Source organism: Caulobacter sp. KR2-114, assembly GCF_049446115.1.
In the GTDB taxonomy this organism is placed as follows: Bacteria; Pseudomonadota; Alphaproteobacteria; order Caulobacterales; family Caulobacteraceae; genus Acaudatibacter.
The window spans coordinates 1,253,570-1,270,642 of sequence record NZ_JBMSEC010000001.1 but is presented as its reverse complement, the minus strand read 5'-3'; the positions used below and the strand labels follow the sequence as shown (position 1 = coordinate 1,270,642).

The 17,073-nt window shown below is 70.8% G+C and carries 18 protein-coding genes; 11 read left to right on the top strand and 7 right to left on the bottom strand.

Going from position 1 to position 17,073, the window contains the following annotated elements:
• Window positions 1-59: 59 nt before the first annotated feature.
• Window positions 60-1,571 (bottom strand): flavin-containing monooxygenase, encoded by a 1,512-nt coding sequence (locus ACO2Q3_RS05750; protein WP_423305577.1) that lies wholly within the window; start codon window positions 1,569-1,571, stop codon window positions 60-62.
• 131 nt (window positions 1,572-1,702) lie between these two features.
• Here ACO2Q3_RS05750 and ACO2Q3_RS05745 point away from each other — a divergent pair, with 131 nt between their 5' ends.
• Complete coding sequence (locus ACO2Q3_RS05745) at window positions 1,703-2,134, top strand: PaaI family thioesterase (protein ID WP_423305576.1); 432 nt, start codon at window positions 1,703-1,705, stop codon at window positions 2,132-2,134.
• A gap of 221 nt (window positions 2,135-2,355) precedes the next feature.
• Here the strand turns inward: ACO2Q3_RS05745 and ACO2Q3_RS05740 are convergent, their stop codons facing one another.
• Entirely contained in the window at window positions 2,356-2,907 is a 552-nt protein-coding gene (locus tag ACO2Q3_RS05740; RefSeq protein ID WP_423305575.1) for a type 1 glutamine amidotransferase domain-containing protein, read from the bottom strand.
• Between the two features lie 127 nt (window positions 2,908-3,034).
• Between ACO2Q3_RS05740 and ACO2Q3_RS05735 the strand changes: the two genes are divergently transcribed.
• From ACO2Q3_RS05735 to ACO2Q3_RS05725, 3 genes are all read left to right on the top strand, one after another.
• The gene (locus tag ACO2Q3_RS05735) at window positions 3,035-3,535 is read left to right on the top strand and encodes a CC0125/CC1285 family lipoprotein (RefSeq protein WP_423305574.1); all 501 of its coding nucleotides are present in this window, start codon (window positions 3,035-3,037) and stop codon (window positions 3,533-3,535) included.
• Window positions 3,532-3,972 (top strand): DUF488 family protein, encoded by a 441-nt coding sequence (locus tag ACO2Q3_RS05730; RefSeq protein ID WP_423305573.1) that lies wholly within the window; start codon window positions 3,532-3,534, stop codon window positions 3,970-3,972. Before ACO2Q3_RS05735 ends, ACO2Q3_RS05730 begins: the two co-directional genes overlap by 4 nt.
• A gap of 174 nt (window positions 3,973-4,146) precedes the next feature.
• Complete coding sequence (locus ACO2Q3_RS05725; RefSeq protein WP_423305572.1) at window positions 4,147-5,385, top strand: MFS transporter; 1,239 nt, start codon at window positions 4,147-4,149, stop codon at window positions 5,383-5,385.
• Window positions 5,386-5,533: 148 nt separating this feature from the next.
• On the opposite strand, the gene ACO2Q3_RS05720 is transcribed toward ACO2Q3_RS05725, so the two are convergent.
• The 3 genes from ACO2Q3_RS05720 to ACO2Q3_RS05710 all read right to left on the bottom strand — a co-directional run bounded on the left by ACO2Q3_RS05720 (window position 5,534) and on the right by ACO2Q3_RS05710 (window position 7,627).
• Complete coding sequence (locus ACO2Q3_RS05720) at window positions 5,534-6,433, bottom strand: alpha/beta hydrolase family protein (protein ID WP_423305571.1); 900 nt, start codon at window positions 6,431-6,433, stop codon at window positions 5,534-5,536.
• A gap of 96 nt (window positions 6,434-6,529) precedes the next feature.
• Window positions 6,530-7,039 (bottom strand): translation initiation factor 2, encoded by a 510-nt coding sequence (locus ACO2Q3_RS05715; protein WP_423305570.1) that lies wholly within the window; start codon window positions 7,037-7,039, stop codon window positions 6,530-6,532.
• A 114-nt stretch (window positions 7,040-7,153) separates the two neighbouring features.
• A complete protein-coding gene (locus tag ACO2Q3_RS05710; RefSeq protein ID WP_423305569.1) occupies window positions 7,154-7,627 on the bottom strand; it encodes a winged helix-turn-helix transcriptional regulator in 474 nt (157 codons plus the stop codon).
• 113 nt (window positions 7,628-7,740) lie between these two features.
• Here ACO2Q3_RS05710 and ACO2Q3_RS05705 point away from each other — a divergent pair, with 113 nt between their 5' ends.
• The 6 genes from ACO2Q3_RS05705 to ACO2Q3_RS05680 all read left to right on the top strand — a co-directional run bounded on the left by ACO2Q3_RS05705 (window position 7,741) and on the right by ACO2Q3_RS05680 (window position 13,032).
• Window positions 7,741-8,475: an SDR family oxidoreductase gene (locus tag ACO2Q3_RS05705; protein ID WP_423305568.1), complete on the top strand. Its 735-nt coding sequence runs from the start codon at window positions 7,741-7,743 to the stop codon at window positions 8,473-8,475.
• Window positions 8,472-9,086 (top strand): 2-hydroxychromene-2-carboxylate isomerase, encoded by a 615-nt coding sequence (locus ACO2Q3_RS05700; RefSeq protein ID WP_423305567.1) that lies wholly within the window; start codon window positions 8,472-8,474, stop codon window positions 9,084-9,086. Before ACO2Q3_RS05705 ends, ACO2Q3_RS05700 begins: the two co-directional genes overlap by 4 nt.
• Before the next feature lie 240 nt (window positions 9,087-9,326).
• Window positions 9,327-9,767, top strand: a complete 441-nt coding sequence (locus ACO2Q3_RS05695) for a GFA family protein (protein ID WP_423305566.1) — start codon at window positions 9,327-9,329, stop codon at window positions 9,765-9,767.
• Between the two features lie 34 nt (window positions 9,768-9,801).
• Window positions 9,802-10,515 (top strand): DUF899 family protein, encoded by a 714-nt coding sequence (locus ACO2Q3_RS05690; RefSeq protein WP_423305565.1) that lies wholly within the window; start codon window positions 9,802-9,804, stop codon window positions 10,513-10,515.
• A gap of 256 nt (window positions 10,516-10,771) precedes the next feature.
• Complete coding sequence (locus ACO2Q3_RS05685) at window positions 10,772-12,073, top strand: MFS transporter (protein WP_423305659.1); 1,302 nt, start codon at window positions 10,772-10,774, stop codon at window positions 12,071-12,073.
• 77 nt (window positions 12,074-12,150) lie between these two features.
• On the top strand, window positions 12,151-13,032 hold the full coding sequence (locus tag ACO2Q3_RS05680) for an alpha/beta hydrolase (RefSeq protein ID WP_423305564.1): 882 nt from the start codon (window positions 12,151-12,153) through the stop codon (window positions 13,030-13,032).
• Between the two features lie 171 nt (window positions 13,033-13,203).
• Here the strand turns inward: ACO2Q3_RS05680 and ACO2Q3_RS05675 are convergent, their stop codons facing one another.
• Together ACO2Q3_RS05675 and ACO2Q3_RS05670 are read right to left on the bottom strand one after the other, a co-directional pair.
• Complete coding sequence (locus ACO2Q3_RS05675; protein WP_423305563.1) at window positions 13,204-14,667, bottom strand: efflux transporter outer membrane subunit; 1,464 nt, start codon at window positions 14,665-14,667, stop codon at window positions 13,204-13,206.
• A 23-nt stretch (window positions 14,668-14,690) separates the two neighbouring features.
• Window positions 14,691-16,322 (bottom strand): DHA2 family efflux MFS transporter permease subunit, encoded by a 1,632-nt coding sequence (locus ACO2Q3_RS05670; RefSeq protein ID WP_423305562.1) that lies wholly within the window; start codon window positions 16,320-16,322, stop codon window positions 14,691-14,693.
• Window positions 16,323-16,433: 111 nt separating this feature from the next.
• Here ACO2Q3_RS05670 and ACO2Q3_RS05665 point away from each other — a divergent pair, with 111 nt between their 5' ends.
• Complete coding sequence (locus ACO2Q3_RS05665; protein WP_423305561.1) at window positions 16,434-17,027, top strand: TetR/AcrR family transcriptional regulator; 594 nt, start codon at window positions 16,434-16,436, stop codon at window positions 17,025-17,027.
• Window positions 17,028-17,073 lie beyond the last annotated feature (46 nt).

The following is a 17,073-nucleotide window of genomic DNA, read 5'->3' as shown; positions in this document are numbered from 1 at the left end:
CCCCACTGGGGGAAGTACCCGCGAAGCGGGGGAAGGGGGCTCCAGCCGGACTCCGGCCCCTACGCCGCCACCGCCTCCGGCTCGGCCGCCGCGGGCGCGACCGCGGGGGCCTGGCCGGCCTTGGAGAACCGCATCGCCCCGTCCTCCAGCCGGCCATAGCGGAAGGCCAGCAGGTCGAGGGCGTAGTTCTGGTGCACCTTCCAGGGCGCGCGGTCGCCTTGCTTGGGGAACTTGTCCATCGCCCGGGTGACGTAGCCGGAGCTGAAGTCCAGCCAGGGCAGGGCCTTCATGTCGGGATCGTCGTTCACCGGCCGAGCTTCGACGTACCCGTGGCGGTCCATGTGGCCCAGCATGCGGCACAGGTACTCGGCCGTCAGGTCGGCCTTCAGCGTCCACGAGGCGTTGGTGTAGCCGAAGGTCGACGTCAGGTTCGGCACCCCCGAGAACATCATCCCCTTGTAGTTGAAGGTCTCGGCGAAGTTCACCGGCGCGCCGTCGACGCTGACCTCAAGGCCGCTGAGCACCTGCAGGTCGAGGCCGGTGGCCGAGACGACCACGTCGGCGGGCAGGGTCTGGCCGGACTTCAGCACGATGCCCTCGGCCGTGAAGTGATCGATATGGTCGGTCACCACCGAGGTGCGGCCGGCCTTGATCGAGGCGAACAGGTCGGCGTCCGGCACCAGGCACAGCCGCTGGTCCCAGGGGTTGTAGCGCGGGGTGAAGTGGGTATCGACGTCGTAGTCGGGGCCCAGCTCGTCGCGCACCATCTTCAGGATGCCGGCCTTGACCTTGTCCGGGTCCTTGCGCGCCATGCGGAAGAACATCATGCCGAACAGCACGTTGCGCCAGCGGGTGATGGTGTAGGCCAGCTTGCCGGGCAGGCTGGCGCGAAGCCTGTTGGCGAAGGCGTCCTCGGCGGGGCGCGAGACAACGTAGGTCGGCGAGCGCTGCAGCATGGTGACGTGGGCGGCCTTGTCCGACATCGCCGGGACCAGGGTCATGGCCGTGGCGCCCGAGCCGATCACCACCACCCGCTTGCCGGAGTAGTCCAGGTCCTGCGGCCAGAACTGCGGCTCGATGATCGGGCCCTTGAAGGCTTCCTCGCCCTCGAAATGCGGGCGATAGCCGCGCGCGTAGCTGTAATAGCCGGTGCACATGTGCAGGAAGCTGCAGGTCACCTGGCGCGGCGTCTTCTCCGGGCCGACCTCGTAGTCGATCGTCCAGCGGGCGTCGGCCGAGCTCCAGGCGGCGCGCCTGACCTTGTGCTCGTAGCGCACCAGGCGGTCGAGGCCGTACTCGGCGGCCGTTTCCTTGACGTATTTGAGGATCGAGGGGCCATCGGCGATCGCCTTGGCCTCGGTCCAGGGCTTGAAGGCATAGCCCAGGGTGTACATGTCGCTGTCCGACCGGATCCCGGGATAGCGGAACAGGTCCCAGGTGCCGCCCATGGCCGCCCGGCCCTCGAAGATCGCGAATCGCTTGTTCGGGCAGCGGGTCTTCAGGAAGTAGCCCGCGCCGATGCCGGACAGGCCCGCGCCCACCACCAGTACGTCGAAATGCTCCACGGCCATGTGCGCCCCCAGCTCCCCCTCGAAAGTTCGGTATGTGCAGGTGAACATAGATCACCTGAAGTCGCGAGTCTCCTTTCGCGTCGCCTTGCGCCGCGTCGCGCGCTAGAGGCGAGGAAAACCAGGGGACCACCATGCCGGCGACCAGCAACCGCACCTCCGTCGAGGACCTGAACCGCGCCAACGTCGGCAAGCTGCCCGAACACATCGGCCTGGTGGTCACCGAGGTCGCGCCGGGCAAGGTCGTGGGCCGCTTCAAGGTGCGCCAGGACCTGGTGGCGCACACCGGCTACCTGCTGGCCGGCTCGCTGCTGTCGATCGCCGACATCCTCTGCGCCTACGGCGTCTCCACGGTGTGGAACGAGGGCTCCAACGGCTTCACCACCGTCGAGGTGAAGTGCAACTTCATGGGCACCCTGCTGGAAGGCGAGGTGGAATGCCGGGCCGAACTGCTGCACGGCGGCCGCTCCACCCAGATCTGGGACGCCACCCTGACCAACGCCGGCACGGGCAAGACCCTGGCCGTGTTCCGCTGCACGCAGATGATCCTGTATCCGCGGGGGTAGGGGAGACGGATTTGCCCGGCGCGGGCGGAGCCCCTCACCCTCCCAAGCTCGACGCGTCGCGCCGACCTTGGGCCCCTCCCTCTCCCAATGGGAGAGGGGATTTCTTAGCGCCGGCAACGTTTTAGTTCACCTCTCCCATAGGGAGAGGGAGGGCCCCAATCGCGATCAGCGATTGGGAAGGTGAGGGGTTCAGGCCTCGCGGCGAGGGGCGAGGCGGACCGTCAGCGCCGCCCTTCGGCGAACGCCTCGATCATCTTGGCGCAGAAGGCCGGCAGGTCGTCGGGCTTGCGCGAGGTGACCAGGCCCCGGTCGACCACCACCTCCTCGTCAACCCACTCGGCGCCGGCGTTGCGCAGGTCGGCCTTCAGCGACGGCCAGGAGGTCATCCGCCTGCCCTCGACCGCCTCGGCGTTGATCAGCGTCCAGGGGCCGTGACAGATGGCGGCGATCGGCTTGCCGGCCTCAGCGAAGGCGCGCACGAAGTCGACCGCCCTGGACTCCAGCCGCAGGGCGTCCGGATTCATAACCCCGCCCGGCAGGACGATGGCGTCGTAGGACCCCGCGTCGGCGTGGGCCAGGTCGCGGTCCACCGTCACGCTGTCGCCCTTGTCATGATGGTTGTAGCCCTGGATGCGGCCCGCCTTCGGCGCGATCACCTCGACCTGGGCGCCGGCGGCCTTCAGCGCTTCCACCGGCCGGGTGAGCTCCACCTGTTCGAAGCCATCCGTCGCCAGCACCGCCACCTTGCGGCCGTGCAGAGTATCGCCAACCATGATCGTCATCCCTTTGCCGGAGGCGAAAGCCTCGGCCGAACAACGGCCTGTGCCGTTGCCCAGTTTCGCGCGCTCTTGCGGGAACGACCCGACCGCGTGACCATTGGAACGGCGAAGGAGATCCGCGATGAAGCGCATCCTGCTGATCGCCGCCGGCTGCGTGGCGCTGGCGGCGTGCGAAACCACCACCGCCTACCAGGCGGCGACCTCGCCCGACTCTGTGGGCTACGCCGAACAGCGCATCGAGCCCGGCCGCTACCGCGTGACCTTCCAGGGCGGCGACGGCCCGCCGCAGCAGGTGCACGAATACGTGCTGCTGCGCGCCGCGCAGATCACCGTGCGCGACGGCTATGACTGGTTCCGCATCACCGATCGCTTCGACGACGCCCGGCCGCCGCGATCGGGGGCCACGGTGTCGTTCGGCACCGGCAGCTTCGGCCGCCATGGCGGCTTCGGCGTGGGCTCCAGCTACGACCTGTCGGGCGGACCGGTGGTGCGCAGCTCGATCGAGGTGCTGCTGGGCCGCGGCGCCAAGCCGGCGGGGCCCGACGCCTATGACGCCCGCGGGGTCATCGACACCATCGGCCCCCGCGCCGGCCCTCCGCCGCCGCCCCCGCCACACGGATGAGCCCGCCCCGCCTCGCCACGATCGGCTACGAGGCCGCGACGCAGCCGGACGTGATCGGCCGGCTTAGGGCCGCCGGGGTGAAGGTGCTGATCGACGTGCGCGCGGTGGCCGCCTCGCGCCGGGCCGGCTTTTCCAAGACCGTGCTGGCCGCCTCGCTGAACGAGGCCGGCATCGCCTATCGCCACCTGCGCCAGCTCGGCACGCCCAAGCCCGGCCGCGACGCCGCCCGCCACGGCCGCATCGCCGAGATGCACGACATCTTCAACGCGCACATGGCAGAGCCCGCCGCGCAGAAGGCGCTGGCCGAGGCGATCGCCATCGCCCGCGACAAACCCGCCGCGCTGCTGTGCTTCGAGGCCGACGCCGCCCGCTGCCACCGCCGCATCGTCGCCGGACTGATGGCGGAGGAACTGGGCTGCGAGGTGGTGGACTTGTAGGCGCCGCACCCGTTAGGCTTCGCGCCATGGCGATGTTCGAACGACTGAAGGCCTGAGACCGCGCGCGGGGCGAGCCGCCCCGACCGACCGCGCAGGTTCGCGCCAGCCGCCTCCGCGGCTGGAGGTCTCGTCACGCCGGCGCACAAGGGCGCCGGCCTCGCAGGGTGATCCCTGATGCTTCGTTCAACCGAGAGGGCGGGCGGCCGGACCGCGGCCGTCGCCCTGGTCATCGTGGTGGTGTTTCTCGACAGCCTGGCGCAGTCGATCTCGTTTCCGGTCCTGCCGCGGCTGGCGCAACGCCTGCTGGGCGGCGACATGGCGCAGGCCGCGCGCTGGACCGGCTATCTGGAAGTGGCCTGGGCCGCCCCGCAGTTCGTCGCCGCCGGCATCCTGGGGCGGCTATCCGACCGTTTCGGCCGGCGGCCGGTGATCGTGGTCTCGATGCTGTTCGTCGGGGTCGAGCTGGTGATGAACGCGCTGGCGCCAAACATCGGCTGGCTGATGGCCGGCCGGGTGCTGTGCGGCGTCACCTGTGGCGGCCAGGCGGCGGCGATGGCCTATGTGGCCGACGTCACCGCCCCGGAGGATCGCGCGCGCCGCTTCGGCTGGGTCAGCGCGGCGATCTGGAGCGCGGTCACGATCGGACCGGCGCTGGGCGGGCTGAGCGCAGGCCTCAGCCTGCGCGCGCCGTTCTGGCTGGCGGCGGCGATGTCGGGCGCGGCCGCTCTGTGGGGGCTGCTGGCGCTGCCGGAGTCGCTGCCGGCGGACAGGCGCGCCGCGCCCGACTGGCGCGGCCTGGTCCCGCTCAGCGGCCTGGGCCTTCTCGGCCGCGGGGGCGTCGCCCCCCTGGCGGCGGCGCTGTTCTTCACCTGGCTGGCGTTCCAGGCCAAGGACAACATGCTGGTGCTCTATACCGCCCACCGCTACGGCTGGTCGGCGCTGGACTTCGGCCTGTTCTGCGCCGTGCTGGGCCCGGCCAGCATCGCCGTCCAGGCGGTGGGCGCAGGCTGGGCGGCCCGGCGGTTCGGCGAGCGCGTCGCGGCCCTGGGCGGGCTGGCGCTGCAGGTGGCTGGCCTGGTCGCCATGGGCCTGGCCGCGGTCAGCCCCTGGTTCTGGGCCGCCAACCTGCCGATCGTGCTCGGCGGTGTCGCTGGCCCCGCAATTCAGGCGCTGCTCTCGGCCAGGGTGGGTGAGGACGAACAGGGTCGGCTGCAGGGCGCCGTCGCGGCCATCGCCAGCCTGACCAGCGCCACCGCCCCGATCGCCCTGACCCAGCTGTTCGCCTGGTCGATCGCGGCGGGCAGGGCCCCCGCTTGGTCCGGGCTGACCATGTTCCTGGCCGCGGGGTTCACGGTGGTGGCGTTGGGGCTGGCCGGGGCGGGCGGACGTCGCAGCGCTCGGCCAACGCCCTAACCTCTGTCATCCCGGAATGCGCGTCAGCGCATATCCGGGACCGCCACGGGCGCTGCCGTGGGCCGGGCTTTGGCAAGCGCCAGCGCTTGCCGCGGTCCTGGATATCGGCTGCGCCGATTCCGGGATGACAGAAGGGTGAGAGCGCCGGCTAGGGCGCGCCCGGCAGGTCGTTCAGCCAGTCGATCACCAGGGTCTCCAGGGCGATGCGGTGGTCGGACCAGCTGTGGTCGGTGGGCGCGTGGGCGCTGGTGACCTGGGTTCCGCCGGCGGCCTTCACCGCCGCGACCAGGCCCTCGGAGTCGGCCTTCACGAAGTCGTCGCTGTAGAGCACCTGCAGCCGCCGGTCCTTCAGCTTGGGCGCCAGCGCCGCGAAGCCCCAGTCGTCGGCATGCGCCGCCGCCTCGTCGGCCATGGCCTCGGCGGAGGCGTTCAGCGATTCGCGGTTGTCGGCCATCAGCGCCACGGCCTTGGCGCGGTCGCGCCGCGCCAGTTGGCCGATGGCGCCCATGTCGCCGGCGGAGATGGTCAGGCCGCCCAGCAGGCCGGGCTCGACCGCCAGGGTCTCGGCGGTCACCCAGCCGCCCATGCTGTGGCCGGCGATGGCGATGCGTCCGGTGTCGATCTGCAGCGGGCCGGCGTTGGCCGGATCGCGGGCGAACGCCAGGGCGGCGCGGGCGTCCTCCAGGTTCTGGGCGAAGCTGAACGCGCCGGGACTGCCCCAGGAGCCACGGTAGTTGATCGCCACCACGTTCCAGCCGGCGCGGCGCACGGCCTGGGCCAGGTCGAGGTTGCGCTCGTTGCCCGGTAGGCCGTGGAACAGCAGCAGGGTCGGGTGCGGGCCGGGGCCGGCGGCGACATAGACGATGCCGTTCACCTTCAGCCCGCCGCCGGTAGGCACGTGGATCACCTCCATCCGCGCCGGATGGGCGGCGTCGGCCGGCGGATCCTGGGCGATGGCCACGGCAGCGGAAATCGGCGCGGCGGCCGCGAGGCCCGGTGCGGTGATCAGACAGGCCGAGAGGGCCAGTAGAGCAGCGGCGATACGCATGGCGAAGACTCCCGGCGCGAGGCCCTGAAGCCTGACCTTAGAAGCGGGAAGCGCCGCCGGAAAGGGGCCGCCGCCGGGGCGGCGGCCCGCTGGGCTCTACGGGTTCGACGGCGCCGCGGCCGGTGCGGCGGGCGCCGGAGCCGAGGCGGGCTGAACCGCCGCCGCCGGCGCCGCGGTGGCGGCGGAGGTCTCGGCCGGCTTGGCCGCTTCAGCCTGGGCCACGGGGACCAGCTTGACCTTCAGCGGGTTGGGTTCGAGGTCGTTGGTGGCGCCGCTCGCCGCGTCGACCCCCGCGCCGATCACGCCCCCGAGCAGGAAGTTGCCTGCGGTCATCTCCGCCACGCCGGCGCCGGCGGCGTGCGAGCGGACGTGCACGGTCTGCTTCTCGAAGCCCGGCTTTGTGACGCTGACGTCGAAGGCGTCCTTGCGCGACAGGCGGAAGGTGCAAGGCGTCGACTGGCAGCTGAAGCCGTTGCTGGCGTGGACTTCGGCGCCCGGCGGCTCGGAAGACACCTCGAAACGGGTGGTGGTGCCGCGCACGACGGTGGCGCAGGCGGCAAGGTTCGCGCCCAGCGCGGCGAGCGCCAGGATCGGAATAAGCTTCATAATGGAAAAGACCCCCCAAGAAATGCGCACACAAGCGCGAGTTGAAGGTTTCCCGAAGGCCCGCTGGGCTGTCAAGTACGGCAGCGCTTGTTTCGCCGCATTTTCGCAATCATGTCACGAAGCGGGGAGCAAGCCCCTGGCGGCGCCGGGGCCGGGCTCGACGATCACGTCCCGCGCGCTCAGCGGCTCGGCGCATTCCGAGCAGACCATCACCGGGTCGAACAGGCAGCCGCACGTCCGATGCCGGTGCAGCAGCGGCCGGCCGGCCTCGCCGGCCATGTGCACGTCGCCCCAGTGGACGATGCCCATGATCACCGGGTGCAGGTCGAGGCCCCTGGGGGTCAGCACATACTCGTGCCGCAGCGGCCGGGCCTGATAGGGGACCTTCTTCAGCACCCCGGCTTCCACCAGCTTCTTCAGCCGCGCCGCCAGCAGGTGGCGGGTGATGCCGAGCCGCGCCTGGAACGCCTCGAAGCGGCGCACGCGCAGGAAGCAGTCGCGCAGGATCAGCAGCGTCCAGCGGTCGCCGATCACCGACACGGTCCGGGCCACCGAACAGGCCTCGTCCTCCAGGGTGTCCCACTTCATCGCGCCATCTCCGTCACCGGGATGGTCATAACATCGTTGACAGTTCCAAAAAAGAACTGACTTATCGCCGCCAGGGCCGTCCCACAGGGTCCAACCAAGGCAGGAGCGCTCACGTGACATCCCGCAACGCCACGGCCGCCATCGTCGGCGCCGGCGACTACATCGGCTCGGCCATCGCCCGGAAGTTCGCCGCCGAGGGCTATCAGGTCGTGGTCGGCCGGCGGAACGGCGACCAGCTGGCCCCGCTGAAGGCCGAGATCGAGGCGGCGGGTGGCGTCTGCCACGCCCGCTCGCTGGACGCCCGCAAGGAGGAGGATATCGCCGCCTTCCTGGAGGAGGCCAACGCCATCGCGCCGCTGGAGGTGTGCATCTTCAACGTCGGCGCCAACGTCAACTTCCCGATCCTGGAGACCACCGAGCGGGTGTTCCGCAAGGTGTGGGAAATGGCTTGCTACGGCGGCTTCCTGACCGGCCGCGAGGCGGCCCGGCACATGCTGGAGCACGGCAGGGGCTCGATCTTCTTCACCGGCGCCACGGCCTCGATGCGCGGCGGGATCGGTTACGCCGCCTTCGCCAGCGCCAAGTTCGGCCTGCGGGCGGTGGCCCAGGCCATGGCCCGCGAACTCGGGCCGCAGAACATCCACGTCGCCCACCTGGTGATCGATTCCGGGGTCGACACCGCCTGGGTGCGCGAGCGGCGCCGCGCGGCGGGCGGCGGCGAGATCACCGAGCCGGATCAGCTGATGAACCCGGCCTCGATCGCCGAGGCCTACTGGACGCTGCACAGCCAGCACCGCGACGGCTGGACCTTCGAGCTCGACCTTCGGCCCTATGGAGAACGCTGGTGACCGCTCCCACCGTGGAATTCCACTTCGACTTCGGCAGCCCCAACGCCTACCTCAGCCACCTGGTGATCCCGCAGATCGAGGCGCGCACCGGCGCCACGTTCCGCTACGTGCCGGTGCTGCTGGGCGGGGTGTTCAAGGCGACCGGCAACCGCTCGCCGGCCGAGAGCCTGGCCGGGATCAGGAACAAGCCGCAGTTCGAGGCGCTGCAGACCCAGCGCTTCCTCAAGGCGCACGGCATCACCCGCTACCGGTTCAACCCGTTCTTCCCGGTCAACACCCTGATGCTGATGCGCATCGCCGCCGGCTGCGAGCTCGACGGGACGCTGGGCCCCTACGTCGAGGCCGCCTACCACCACATGTGGGAGGATCCCAAGAAGATGGACGATCCGGCGGTGGTCAGGGCGGCGCTCGACGCCTCCGGCCTCGACGGCGAACGCCTGCTGGCCCGCGCCCAGGAGCCCGACGCCAAGGCGCGCCTGCTGGCCAACACCGAAGCTTCCGTCGCCCGCGGCACGTTCGGTTCCCCCACCTTCTTCGTCGGCGACGAGATGTTCTTCGGCAAGGACCAGCTGCGCGACGTCGAGGACGAGATCGCGCGGGCGAAGGCCTAGCTCAGCCCTTTTCAAAAACATCTGTCATCCCGGAATTCGCGTAGCGAATATCCGGGACCGCGGCAGACGCCGTCGCCCGCTACCGCGGTCATGCGCCAGCGTTTCCGGCGATCCCGGATAAGCCGCTGACGCGGCTTTCCGGGATGACAGTGAAAGAAGGGGAGGGCGAAAATTTTCGCCGCTCCTGTCGCTTTTCGGCCCTCTCGGGCGTCATCCTCACAAGCAAGACGAGGAGCGAGCATGGCCGAGACCCCCTATGTCGGCGGCTGCCTGTGCGGGGCGCTGCGCTACGAGGCGCGGGGCGAGCCGCAGTTCGCCGGGCATTGCTACTGCGAAGACTGCCGCAAGGCGTCGGGCTCGGGCTTCATGCCGTTCATGGGCTTTGCCGCCGCCGCGGTGACCGTCACCGGCGAGACCCGGCACGTGATCAGCCGCGCCTGGAACGGCGGCGAGGCGGTGCGCAACATCTGCCCGACCTGCGGCAGCCTGGTGTTCGGCGGCCGCTACGGCGTCGACGACAGCCACACGATCTACGCGGGATCCCTGGACCGTCCCGAGCGGTTCAAGCCGACGATGGCGCTGTTCAACGCCCGCCGTCCCGCCTGGGCGACGCTGCCGGAGGGCGTCACCGTGTTCGACACCATGCCGACCGGCCCGCGGCCCGAGCCCCAGGCCAGCTGACACCCCCTCAAGCGGACAGACGCAGGAGCCTCCGATGGACGGAAACACCCAGACCCTGACCCCGGCCAAGGACCTGGCGCGCGACAATCCCGTGCGCATTCCTGGCGAGAGCGCCGAATACCGGGCGGCGCGCACCGCCCTGCTGGCGGAGGAGATCGAGCTGCGCCGCCATCTCGCCCGGGTGGCGGAACAGCGCCGCGCCCTGCCGCCCGGTCCACAGGTCGCGGGCGACTATCGCTTCCTGGGCGAGGACGGCCGGGAGACCGACCTGGCGGGCCTGTTCGGCGACAAGCAGACCCTCGTCGCCTACAGCTACATGTTCGGCCCACAGCGCGAGCGGCCCTGCCCGATGTGCACCAACCTGCTGGGCGCCTGGGAGGGCAACGCCGCCGACATCGGCCAGAAGGTGTCGCTGGTGGTGATCGCCCGCTCGCCGATCGAGAAGCTCAAGGCCTGGAAGGCCGAGCGCGGCTGGAAACATCTGCGGCTCTACCAGGACCTGAACGACGCCTATTCGCGCGAACGGGGCGGCGTGCTGCCGGACGGCTCGGAGATCCCGGCGCAGAATGTGTTCACCCGCCGCGACGGGACCATCCGCCACTTCTGGTCCGGCGAGATGACCGGCCAGACCGCCGATCCCGGCCAGGACCCGCGCGGGGCGCCCGATCCGGCCCCGCTGTGGACCGTGCTCGACCAGACGCCCGAGGGGCGCGATCCCAGCTGGTACCCGTCGCTGACCTACGATTGAGCCGCCGCCCCGCGTCGCCTGATCGCGGCGCCAGGCTGATCGGCGCCAATTTGCAACCTTTCGTGACGACAACCCGGCGGGTTCTCACCCAGAGGGTGTCGGCCTGGCGGCGCTGATGTTCGGCGGCCTGCGCGTGCTTCATCCGTTGCCATAGACAACCTTCCGGCGGCGCCGGCTTGACCTGTCCGCGCGCAACGGGTCTCTGCGGACCGAAGGGCCGTGCAGTGTTGCGTGTGGGGGAAGCGTCTTGGCGGAAGTGAACAGTGCGGGCGCGGCCGAAGCGCAGGGCGCGATCAGCGGCGGCCAGATCGCCGCGGCGGTGATGGGCAATGCCCTGGAGTTCTACGACTTCACCACCTACGCCCTGTTCGCCGTGCAGATCGGCAATGTGTTCTTCCCGTTCCACGACGGGTTCACCAAGCTGATGGGCTCGCTGCTGACCTTCGGCATCGGCTTCGTGGCCAGGCCGATCGGGGCCATCGTGCTGGGCGCGGTCGGCGACCGCATGGGACGGCGACCCTCGATGCTGCTCAGCTTCGTGCTGATGGGTGTCGGCATCATCGGCCTGGTGCTGATCCCGCCCTACGCCGCGATCGGGCCGGCGGCGCCGGCGCTGCTGGTGCTGTGCCGCCTGATCCAGGGCTTCGCCCTCGGCGGCGAGGTTGGACCGACGACGGCCTTCCTGATCGAGGCCGCGCCCACGCGCAGCCGGGCGCTGATCGGCTCGTGGCAGAGCGCCAGCCAGGCCGTGGCCTCCCTGGTCGGGGCGGTGATCGGCTTTGCCATGTCCCATGCCCTGACCCCGCACGACCTGGAGAGCTTTGGCTGGCGGGTCGCGTTCGGGCTGGGGGCGATCGTGCTGCCGTTCGGCCTGATCCTGCGCCGGCGGCTGCCTGAAACCCTGCACCGGCCCGACACCATCTCGGCGGCCGACGTCGAGCCGGGCGCGGCCAGCCTGCTGCGGCCGATCCTGGTGGGCCTGGCGATGATCATGAGCTTCACCACCTCGACCTACGTGCTGCTGTACATGACCACCTACGCCACCCAGACCCTGCACATCGCCATCAAGGACAGCTTCGGTCCCTCGGTGGCCAACGGGATCAGCGGCATCGTCTTCGCGCTGCTGGGCGGCTGGCTGGCCGACCGCTACGGTCGCAAGCCGGTGATGATCACCGCGCGGACCCTGCTGCTGCTGGTCACCTGGCCGGCCTTCGCGCTGATCGTGGCCAACCGCGATCCGGTGACCCTGACCGTGGCCACCGGCGTGATCAGCGCCTGTTCCTCCACCAGCGTCGGCGTCGCCCTGGTGGCCCTGACGGAGTCGCTGCAGAAGAACGTGCGCTCGACCGCCATGGCGGTGATCTACGCCGTCGCGGTGACGGTGTTCGGCGGCCTGGCGCAGCCCCTGATCAGCAAGGTGATCGAGGTGACGCACAATCCGATGGCGCCGGCCTGGTACCTGATGGCCGCGGCGGCGATCGGCATCACGGCGATGAGCTTCCTGCGCGAGACCCACCCGGCGAAGGTCGCGGCGCTGACGGCGGCCGATTTCGCCTGACCGGCGATTGCGAGGTTGCCAGCGGCGGGCTTCGCCCCGAAGGTCGGCGCCCCAACGCCAGCCTGGAAGAGATGGCCATGCCGCACGATGTCCTGCCCGGATCGGAACCCGTCACCCTGCGCGGCGCACGGCAGTTCGAGATGGCCTCGAAGATCAGCGGCCGCAGCTACCAGATCTATGTCTCCCGTCCCGTCGGGCCGGCGCCCGAGGGCGGCTATCCGGTGGTCACGGTCACCGACGGCAACCTGACCTTCCCGCTGGCGGCGACCACCGCCACGGCCCTGACCATCTCCGGCGACAAGCCGGTGATCGTGGTGGGCGTCGGCTATGCGGCGGACGATCAGCTGATGGCGCTGCGCAACCGCGACCTCACCCCGCCCACGCCGAAGTCGGCGCTGATCGCGATCCCGGGAATGCCGGAGCCGCGCGAGGCGGACTACGGCGGCGCGGTCGAGTTCCGCCGCTTCCTGCTGGAGGAGCTGCGCCCGGCGATCGCCGCGGCCTATCCGGTCAACCCCGACGACCAGACCCTCTACGGCCACTCCCTGGGCGGCCTCTTCACCCTGACCGTGCTGTTCGCCGAGCCGAAGGCGTTCCGCACCTACGCCATCTCCAGCCCGTCGATCTGGTGGAACAGCCGGGCGATCCTGGAGGGCGAGGCGGCCTTCGCCCGCGCCGTCGAGGCGGGCGAGATCACGCCGCGGGTGCTGGTCACCATCGGCGCCACCGAGCAGGACCCGCCGCGCGTGGCGCCGCCGGGCATGACGCTGGAGGCGGCGGCCGAGCGCATGCGGCTGGGCCGCATGGTGGACAACGCCCGCGAACTGGGCGAGCGCCTCGTGACCCTGAAGGGCGCCGCGGGCTACAAGGCCGCGTTCCAGAACTTCCAGGCCGAAGACCACATGAGCGTGGTCCCCGCCTCGATCGCCCGGGCCATCACCTTCGCCCTGCGCGATTAGGGGTCGGTCGTCGAGGGCGGAACCCCTCACCCTCCCATTGCTACGCAATGGGCCCCTCCCTCTCCCTCCGGGAGAGGTGTCTTTCAACTTCACCTCTCCCACAGGGAGAGGGAGGGGCCCGATCGCGTTCAGCGATTGGGAGGGTGAGGGGTTCCGCCCTCTCCGAAGGCCCTAGCGCCCCCCCGCGGCCTTGCCCGGAACCGCCGGCGTCCAGCCACCGCCCAGGGCGCGGTAGGCCGCCACGGCGGCCCGGGCGGCGCCGGCCCTGGCCTGGACCAGTTGGTCGGCGGCGGCCAACAGGTCGCGGTCGGTATCGCGCACCTCGATCAGGCTGGCGACGCCGCCCTCGTAGGCCTGTTCGGCCTGGCGCCGCGCGGTGGTGAGGTCGTCGACCTGGCGCTGCAGGGCGGCGGCGCGGGCCTGCTGCTGGGCGAGGTCGGAGAAGGCGTTCTCGACGTCCGCGGCGGCGGTGAGGACGGACTGCCGGTAGGCCGCCAGCGCCTCGGCCTTGGCGCCCTTGGCCGCGGCCACCTCGCCGTCGACCCGGCCGAAGTCGAACAGCCGCCAGCGCAGGCCGGCGCCGATCTGGTGCTGCACCGCGTTGCCGGCGAAGAGGTTGCTGGAATCGACGCTTTCCAGCCCCAGCAGGCCGGAGATCGAGATCTTCGGATAGTACTCCGCGGTGGCCACGCCCACCCGGGCGTTGGCCGCCACCAGGCGCTGCTCGGCGGCGATCACGTCGGGGCGGCGGCGCAGCAGATCGGCCGGCGTCTCGGCAACGCTCAGGGCCGGCGCGGCGGGGATCGGCGCCACGGTTTCCAGCTCGGCGCGATAGGTCCCGGGCGCGGCGCCCATCAGCACGTCCAGCCGGTTGAGCTGCGCTTCCAGCGCGGCGAGCAGCGGCGGGATCGAGGCGGCGACCCCCTCCTGGGCGGCCTGCGCCTGGTGCAGGTCGCGCTCGGCGGCGATGCCCTGGGCGACGCGCTGCTGCAGCAGGTCGACCAGCTCGCGCTGGGTCTGCAACTGCCGGTTCGCCACCGCCACGCGGGCCTGCAAGGCCCTGGCCTGCAGGTAGGCGTCGGCCGCCTCGGCGGTCACCGACAACATCACCGCCTCACCCTGCAGGATGGTGGCCGCGGCGTCGGCGCGGGCCGCCTCGCGGCCGCGTCGCAGGCCGCCGAACAGGTCGATCTCCCAGCTGGCGGAGGCGCCCAGGTCGTAGAGGTCGGTCTCGCGCCGGTAGCCGGGCAGGTGCTGGCCGATCGCCCCGATCGGGCTGAGCAGCGACTGCTGCTGGTTGGCCGCGGCGGCGCCCAGTTCACCGGACGGCAGCAGGCGCGACGTCGCCACCTTCACCTGGGCGCGGGCCTGCAGGATCCGGGCGCGGGCCTGCTCCAGGTCGAGGTTCTGCGCGCGGGCGCGCTCGACGATGCGGGTCAGCTCGGGGTCGCCGAAGCTGGCCCACCAGGCCTCCAGTTCGGCGGCGCCCTGCGCCGGCGGCGGGGCGTTGCGGTACGCCGACGGCAGGGCGACCTGCGGGCGCTCGTACGTCTGGCCAACCTGGAAGGCGGCGGCGGGCAGGGCGCTCATCAGCGCGGCGACGGCCAGCGTGGAGGCGGCGAGGGGGCGGAACATGGCGGTTCGCTTTCGAAAGGACATCAGTGGGCTTCGACGGGCGGGGCGTCCTTGCCCGGCAGCGGCGGCGGGCGGCAGAACGGGATCATCACCAGGGCGGCCAGGAAGATCCACGACATCAGCCGGAAGGTGTCGTTGAACGCCTGGGTCAGGGCCAGGCGACCGACCACGCGGGCCAGTTCGCCCTGCGCCAGCTGCAGCGCCTGGCTGGCGTCGCCGCCGCGCTCGGCCATCGCCTGGCCGAAGCCGGCGATGAACCCCGGCGCATGGCCGCCGGCGGCGCCCAGGCCCTCGCCGATGCGCGCGGCGACGATGCGGGCGTTGTCCTGCAGCCAGGTGTTGACCACGGCGATGCCGATCGCGCCGCCGAGGTTGCGCATCAGGTTGAACAGGCCGGAGGCGTAGCGCAGCTCGACGCCCTCGAAGCCGGCCAGGGCCATGCCCACGCTGGGCACGATGCACAGCATGATGGCGAAGCCGCGCAGCGCCTGCGGCCCCAGGAAGGCGGCGAACCCCCACTCCGGCGTCAGGTGCGAGGTCCAGTAGAGGCTGGCGGCGAACAGGCTCAGGCCGAAGGTTATGACGATGCGCTGGTCGACGCTCTGCGAGGCGCGCGCGGCGATCACCGTGCTCAACACCTGGGCGATGCCGGTGACGAAGACGGTCGTGCCGATCTGCAGGGAATCGTAGCCACGTACCCGGCCCAGGAAAACCGGGATCAGGTAGGTGGAGGCATAGAGGCCGAAGCCGATCACAAGGTTGAACACGCAGGCGAAGGCGAAGGTCAAATTGCGGAACGGCGAGAGCCGTACGATCGGGCCGCCGGAGCGGAACGACCGCTCCAGGAACAGCAGGAATCCGGTGACCGACAGCCAGGCGCCGATCTGGATCGCCGGGTCGCTCAGCCACTCGTGGCGGGGTCCTTCCTCCAGCACGTACTCCAGGCCGCCGAGGAACACCGCCATCGCCGCCAGGTGCGAATAGTCGATCTTCTGCAGCATCGTCAGGTTCGGCCGGTCGACCCGGATCACCAGGATCGACAGAATGGTCACGGCGATGCCCGGCAGGATGTTGATGTAGAAGATCCAGCGCCAGCCGGCCGCGTCGGTCAGCCAGCCGCCGACCGTGGGACCAAGGGTCGGGGCAAGCACCGAGACCATGCCCAGGATGGCCGGGATCATGGCCCTCTGTTTGCCCGAGAACAGGCTGAATCCGGTGGCGAACACCGTCGGCACCATGGCCCCGCCGACGAAGCCCTGCAGCACCCTGAACAGGATCATCGACTGGATGTCCCAGGCGATGCCGCACAGCGCGCTGGAGGCGGTGAACAGCCCGGCCGACAGGGCGAACAGCCAGCGGGTGGACAGCGCCTGGGCCAGGAAGGCCGAGAACGGGATCATCACCAGCTCGGCCATCAGGTAGCCGGTCTGCACCCAGCTGATCTCGTCCGGCCCGGCCGACAGGCCCGCCTGGACGTCGTTCAGCGAGGCGGCGACGATCTGGATGTCGATCAGGGCCATGAACTGGCCGAAGGCCATGATGCCGAAGATCAGGAACTTGCGGGCCGTCGGCAGGTCCGCCGGGGCCACGAACGGCTCGTCGGCGCGCTGGCGCTGGAACATGCCGCTTTTCAGGGGCGGCGACACGGCGGTCATGGGCTAGCCTCGATGCGCTTCGACGGGCCGCCTCTTGATAAAATGGCGACCGTAATATTATATGTATCATACCAACGGGGCCGCAAGCCCCCGGCAACGAGCTCGACGCCCATGCGATACGACGCAGAACACAAGCAGAAGACCCGCGAGCGGGTGCTGAAGGAGGCCGCCAAGGCCATTCGCGCCCAGGGGCCGCACAAGGTCGGCGTGGCCGAGGTGATGGCCAAGGCCGGTCTGACCCACGGCGGCTTCTACGCCCACTTCGCCTCCAAGGACGACTTCATCGCCGCCGCCATCGGCCAGATGTTCGTTGAGGGGCAGGAGCGGCTGAGCCAGGCCCTGGACAAGGGCTCGCCGCGCGAGGCGCTGGAGAGCTACATCGACTTCTACCTGTCCCCGGCGCACCGCGACTCGCGCAGTTCGGGCTGCCCGCTGCCGTTCCTGTCGACGGACGCGCCGCGCCTGGCGGCGCCGTCACGCGAGCGCTTCGCCCTGGGTGTCGAACGGCTGACGGCCGGCCTGGCCGGCCCCCTGGCGGCGCTGGGCCATCCGGACGCTTTCGAGGAAGCCGGCTCGGTGCTGTCCGAGATGGTGGGCGCCGTGACCCTGGCCCGCGCCGAGCCCGACCCGACCAAGTCCGACTTCATCCTGGCGCGCTCGCGCGCCTCCATCCGCCGTCGCCTGGGCCTGGACAGATCGTCCTAGGGCCGCGCGCCGACCCCCTTTCCTCCCCCGAAGCCGTCGAAGCCCC

Coding starts and splice junctions, on each gene's coding strand:
- ACO2Q3_RS05665 (WP_423305561.1), top strand. CDS start 16,434: ATGCGATACGACGCAGAACACAAGCAGAAGACCCGCGAGCGGGTGCTG.
- ACO2Q3_RS05690 (WP_423305565.1), top strand. CDS start 9,802: ATGGACGGAAACACCCAGACCCTGACCCCGGCCAAGGACCTGGCGCGC.
- ACO2Q3_RS05725 (WP_423305572.1), top strand. CDS start 4,147: ATGCTTCGTTCAACCGAGAGGGCGGGCGGCCGGACCGCGGCCGTCGCC.
- ACO2Q3_RS05720 (WP_423305571.1), bottom strand. CDS start 6,433: ATGCGTATCGCCGCTGCTCTACTGGCCCTCTCGGCCTGTCTGATCACC.
- ACO2Q3_RS05735 (WP_423305574.1), top strand. CDS start 3,035: ATGAAGCGCATCCTGCTGATCGCCGCCGGCTGCGTGGCGCTGGCGGCG.
- ACO2Q3_RS05740 (WP_423305575.1), bottom strand. CDS start 2,907: ATGGTTGGCGATACTCTGCACGGCCGCAAGGTGGCGGTGCTGGCGACG.
- ACO2Q3_RS05710 (WP_423305569.1), bottom strand. CDS start 7,627: ATGAAGTGGGACACCCTGGAGGACGAGGCCTGTTCGGTGGCCCGGACC.
- ACO2Q3_RS05730 (WP_423305573.1), top strand. CDS start 3,532: ATGAGCCCGCCCCGCCTCGCCACGATCGGCTACGAGGCCGCGACGCAG.
- ACO2Q3_RS05750 (WP_423305577.1), bottom strand. CDS start 1,571: ATGGCCGTGGAGCATTTCGACGTACTGGTGGTGGGCGCGGGCCTGTCC.
- ACO2Q3_RS05675 (WP_423305563.1), bottom strand. CDS start 14,667: ATGTTCCGCCCCCTCGCCGCCTCCACGCTGGCCGTCGCCGCGCTGATG.
- ACO2Q3_RS05745 (WP_423305576.1), top strand. CDS start 1,703: ATGCCGGCGACCAGCAACCGCACCTCCGTCGAGGACCTGAACCGCGCC.
- ACO2Q3_RS05680 (WP_423305564.1), top strand. CDS start 12,151: ATGCCGCACGATGTCCTGCCCGGATCGGAACCCGTCACCCTGCGCGGC.
- ACO2Q3_RS05715 (WP_423305570.1), bottom strand. CDS start 7,039: ATGAAGCTTATTCCGATCCTGGCGCTCGCCGCGCTGGGCGCGAACCTT.
- ACO2Q3_RS05670 (WP_423305562.1), bottom strand. CDS start 16,322: ATGACCGCCGTGTCGCCGCCCCTGAAAAGCGGCATGTTCCAGCGCCAG.
- ACO2Q3_RS05695 (WP_423305566.1), top strand. CDS start 9,327: ATGGCCGAGACCCCCTATGTCGGCGGCTGCCTGTGCGGGGCGCTGCGC.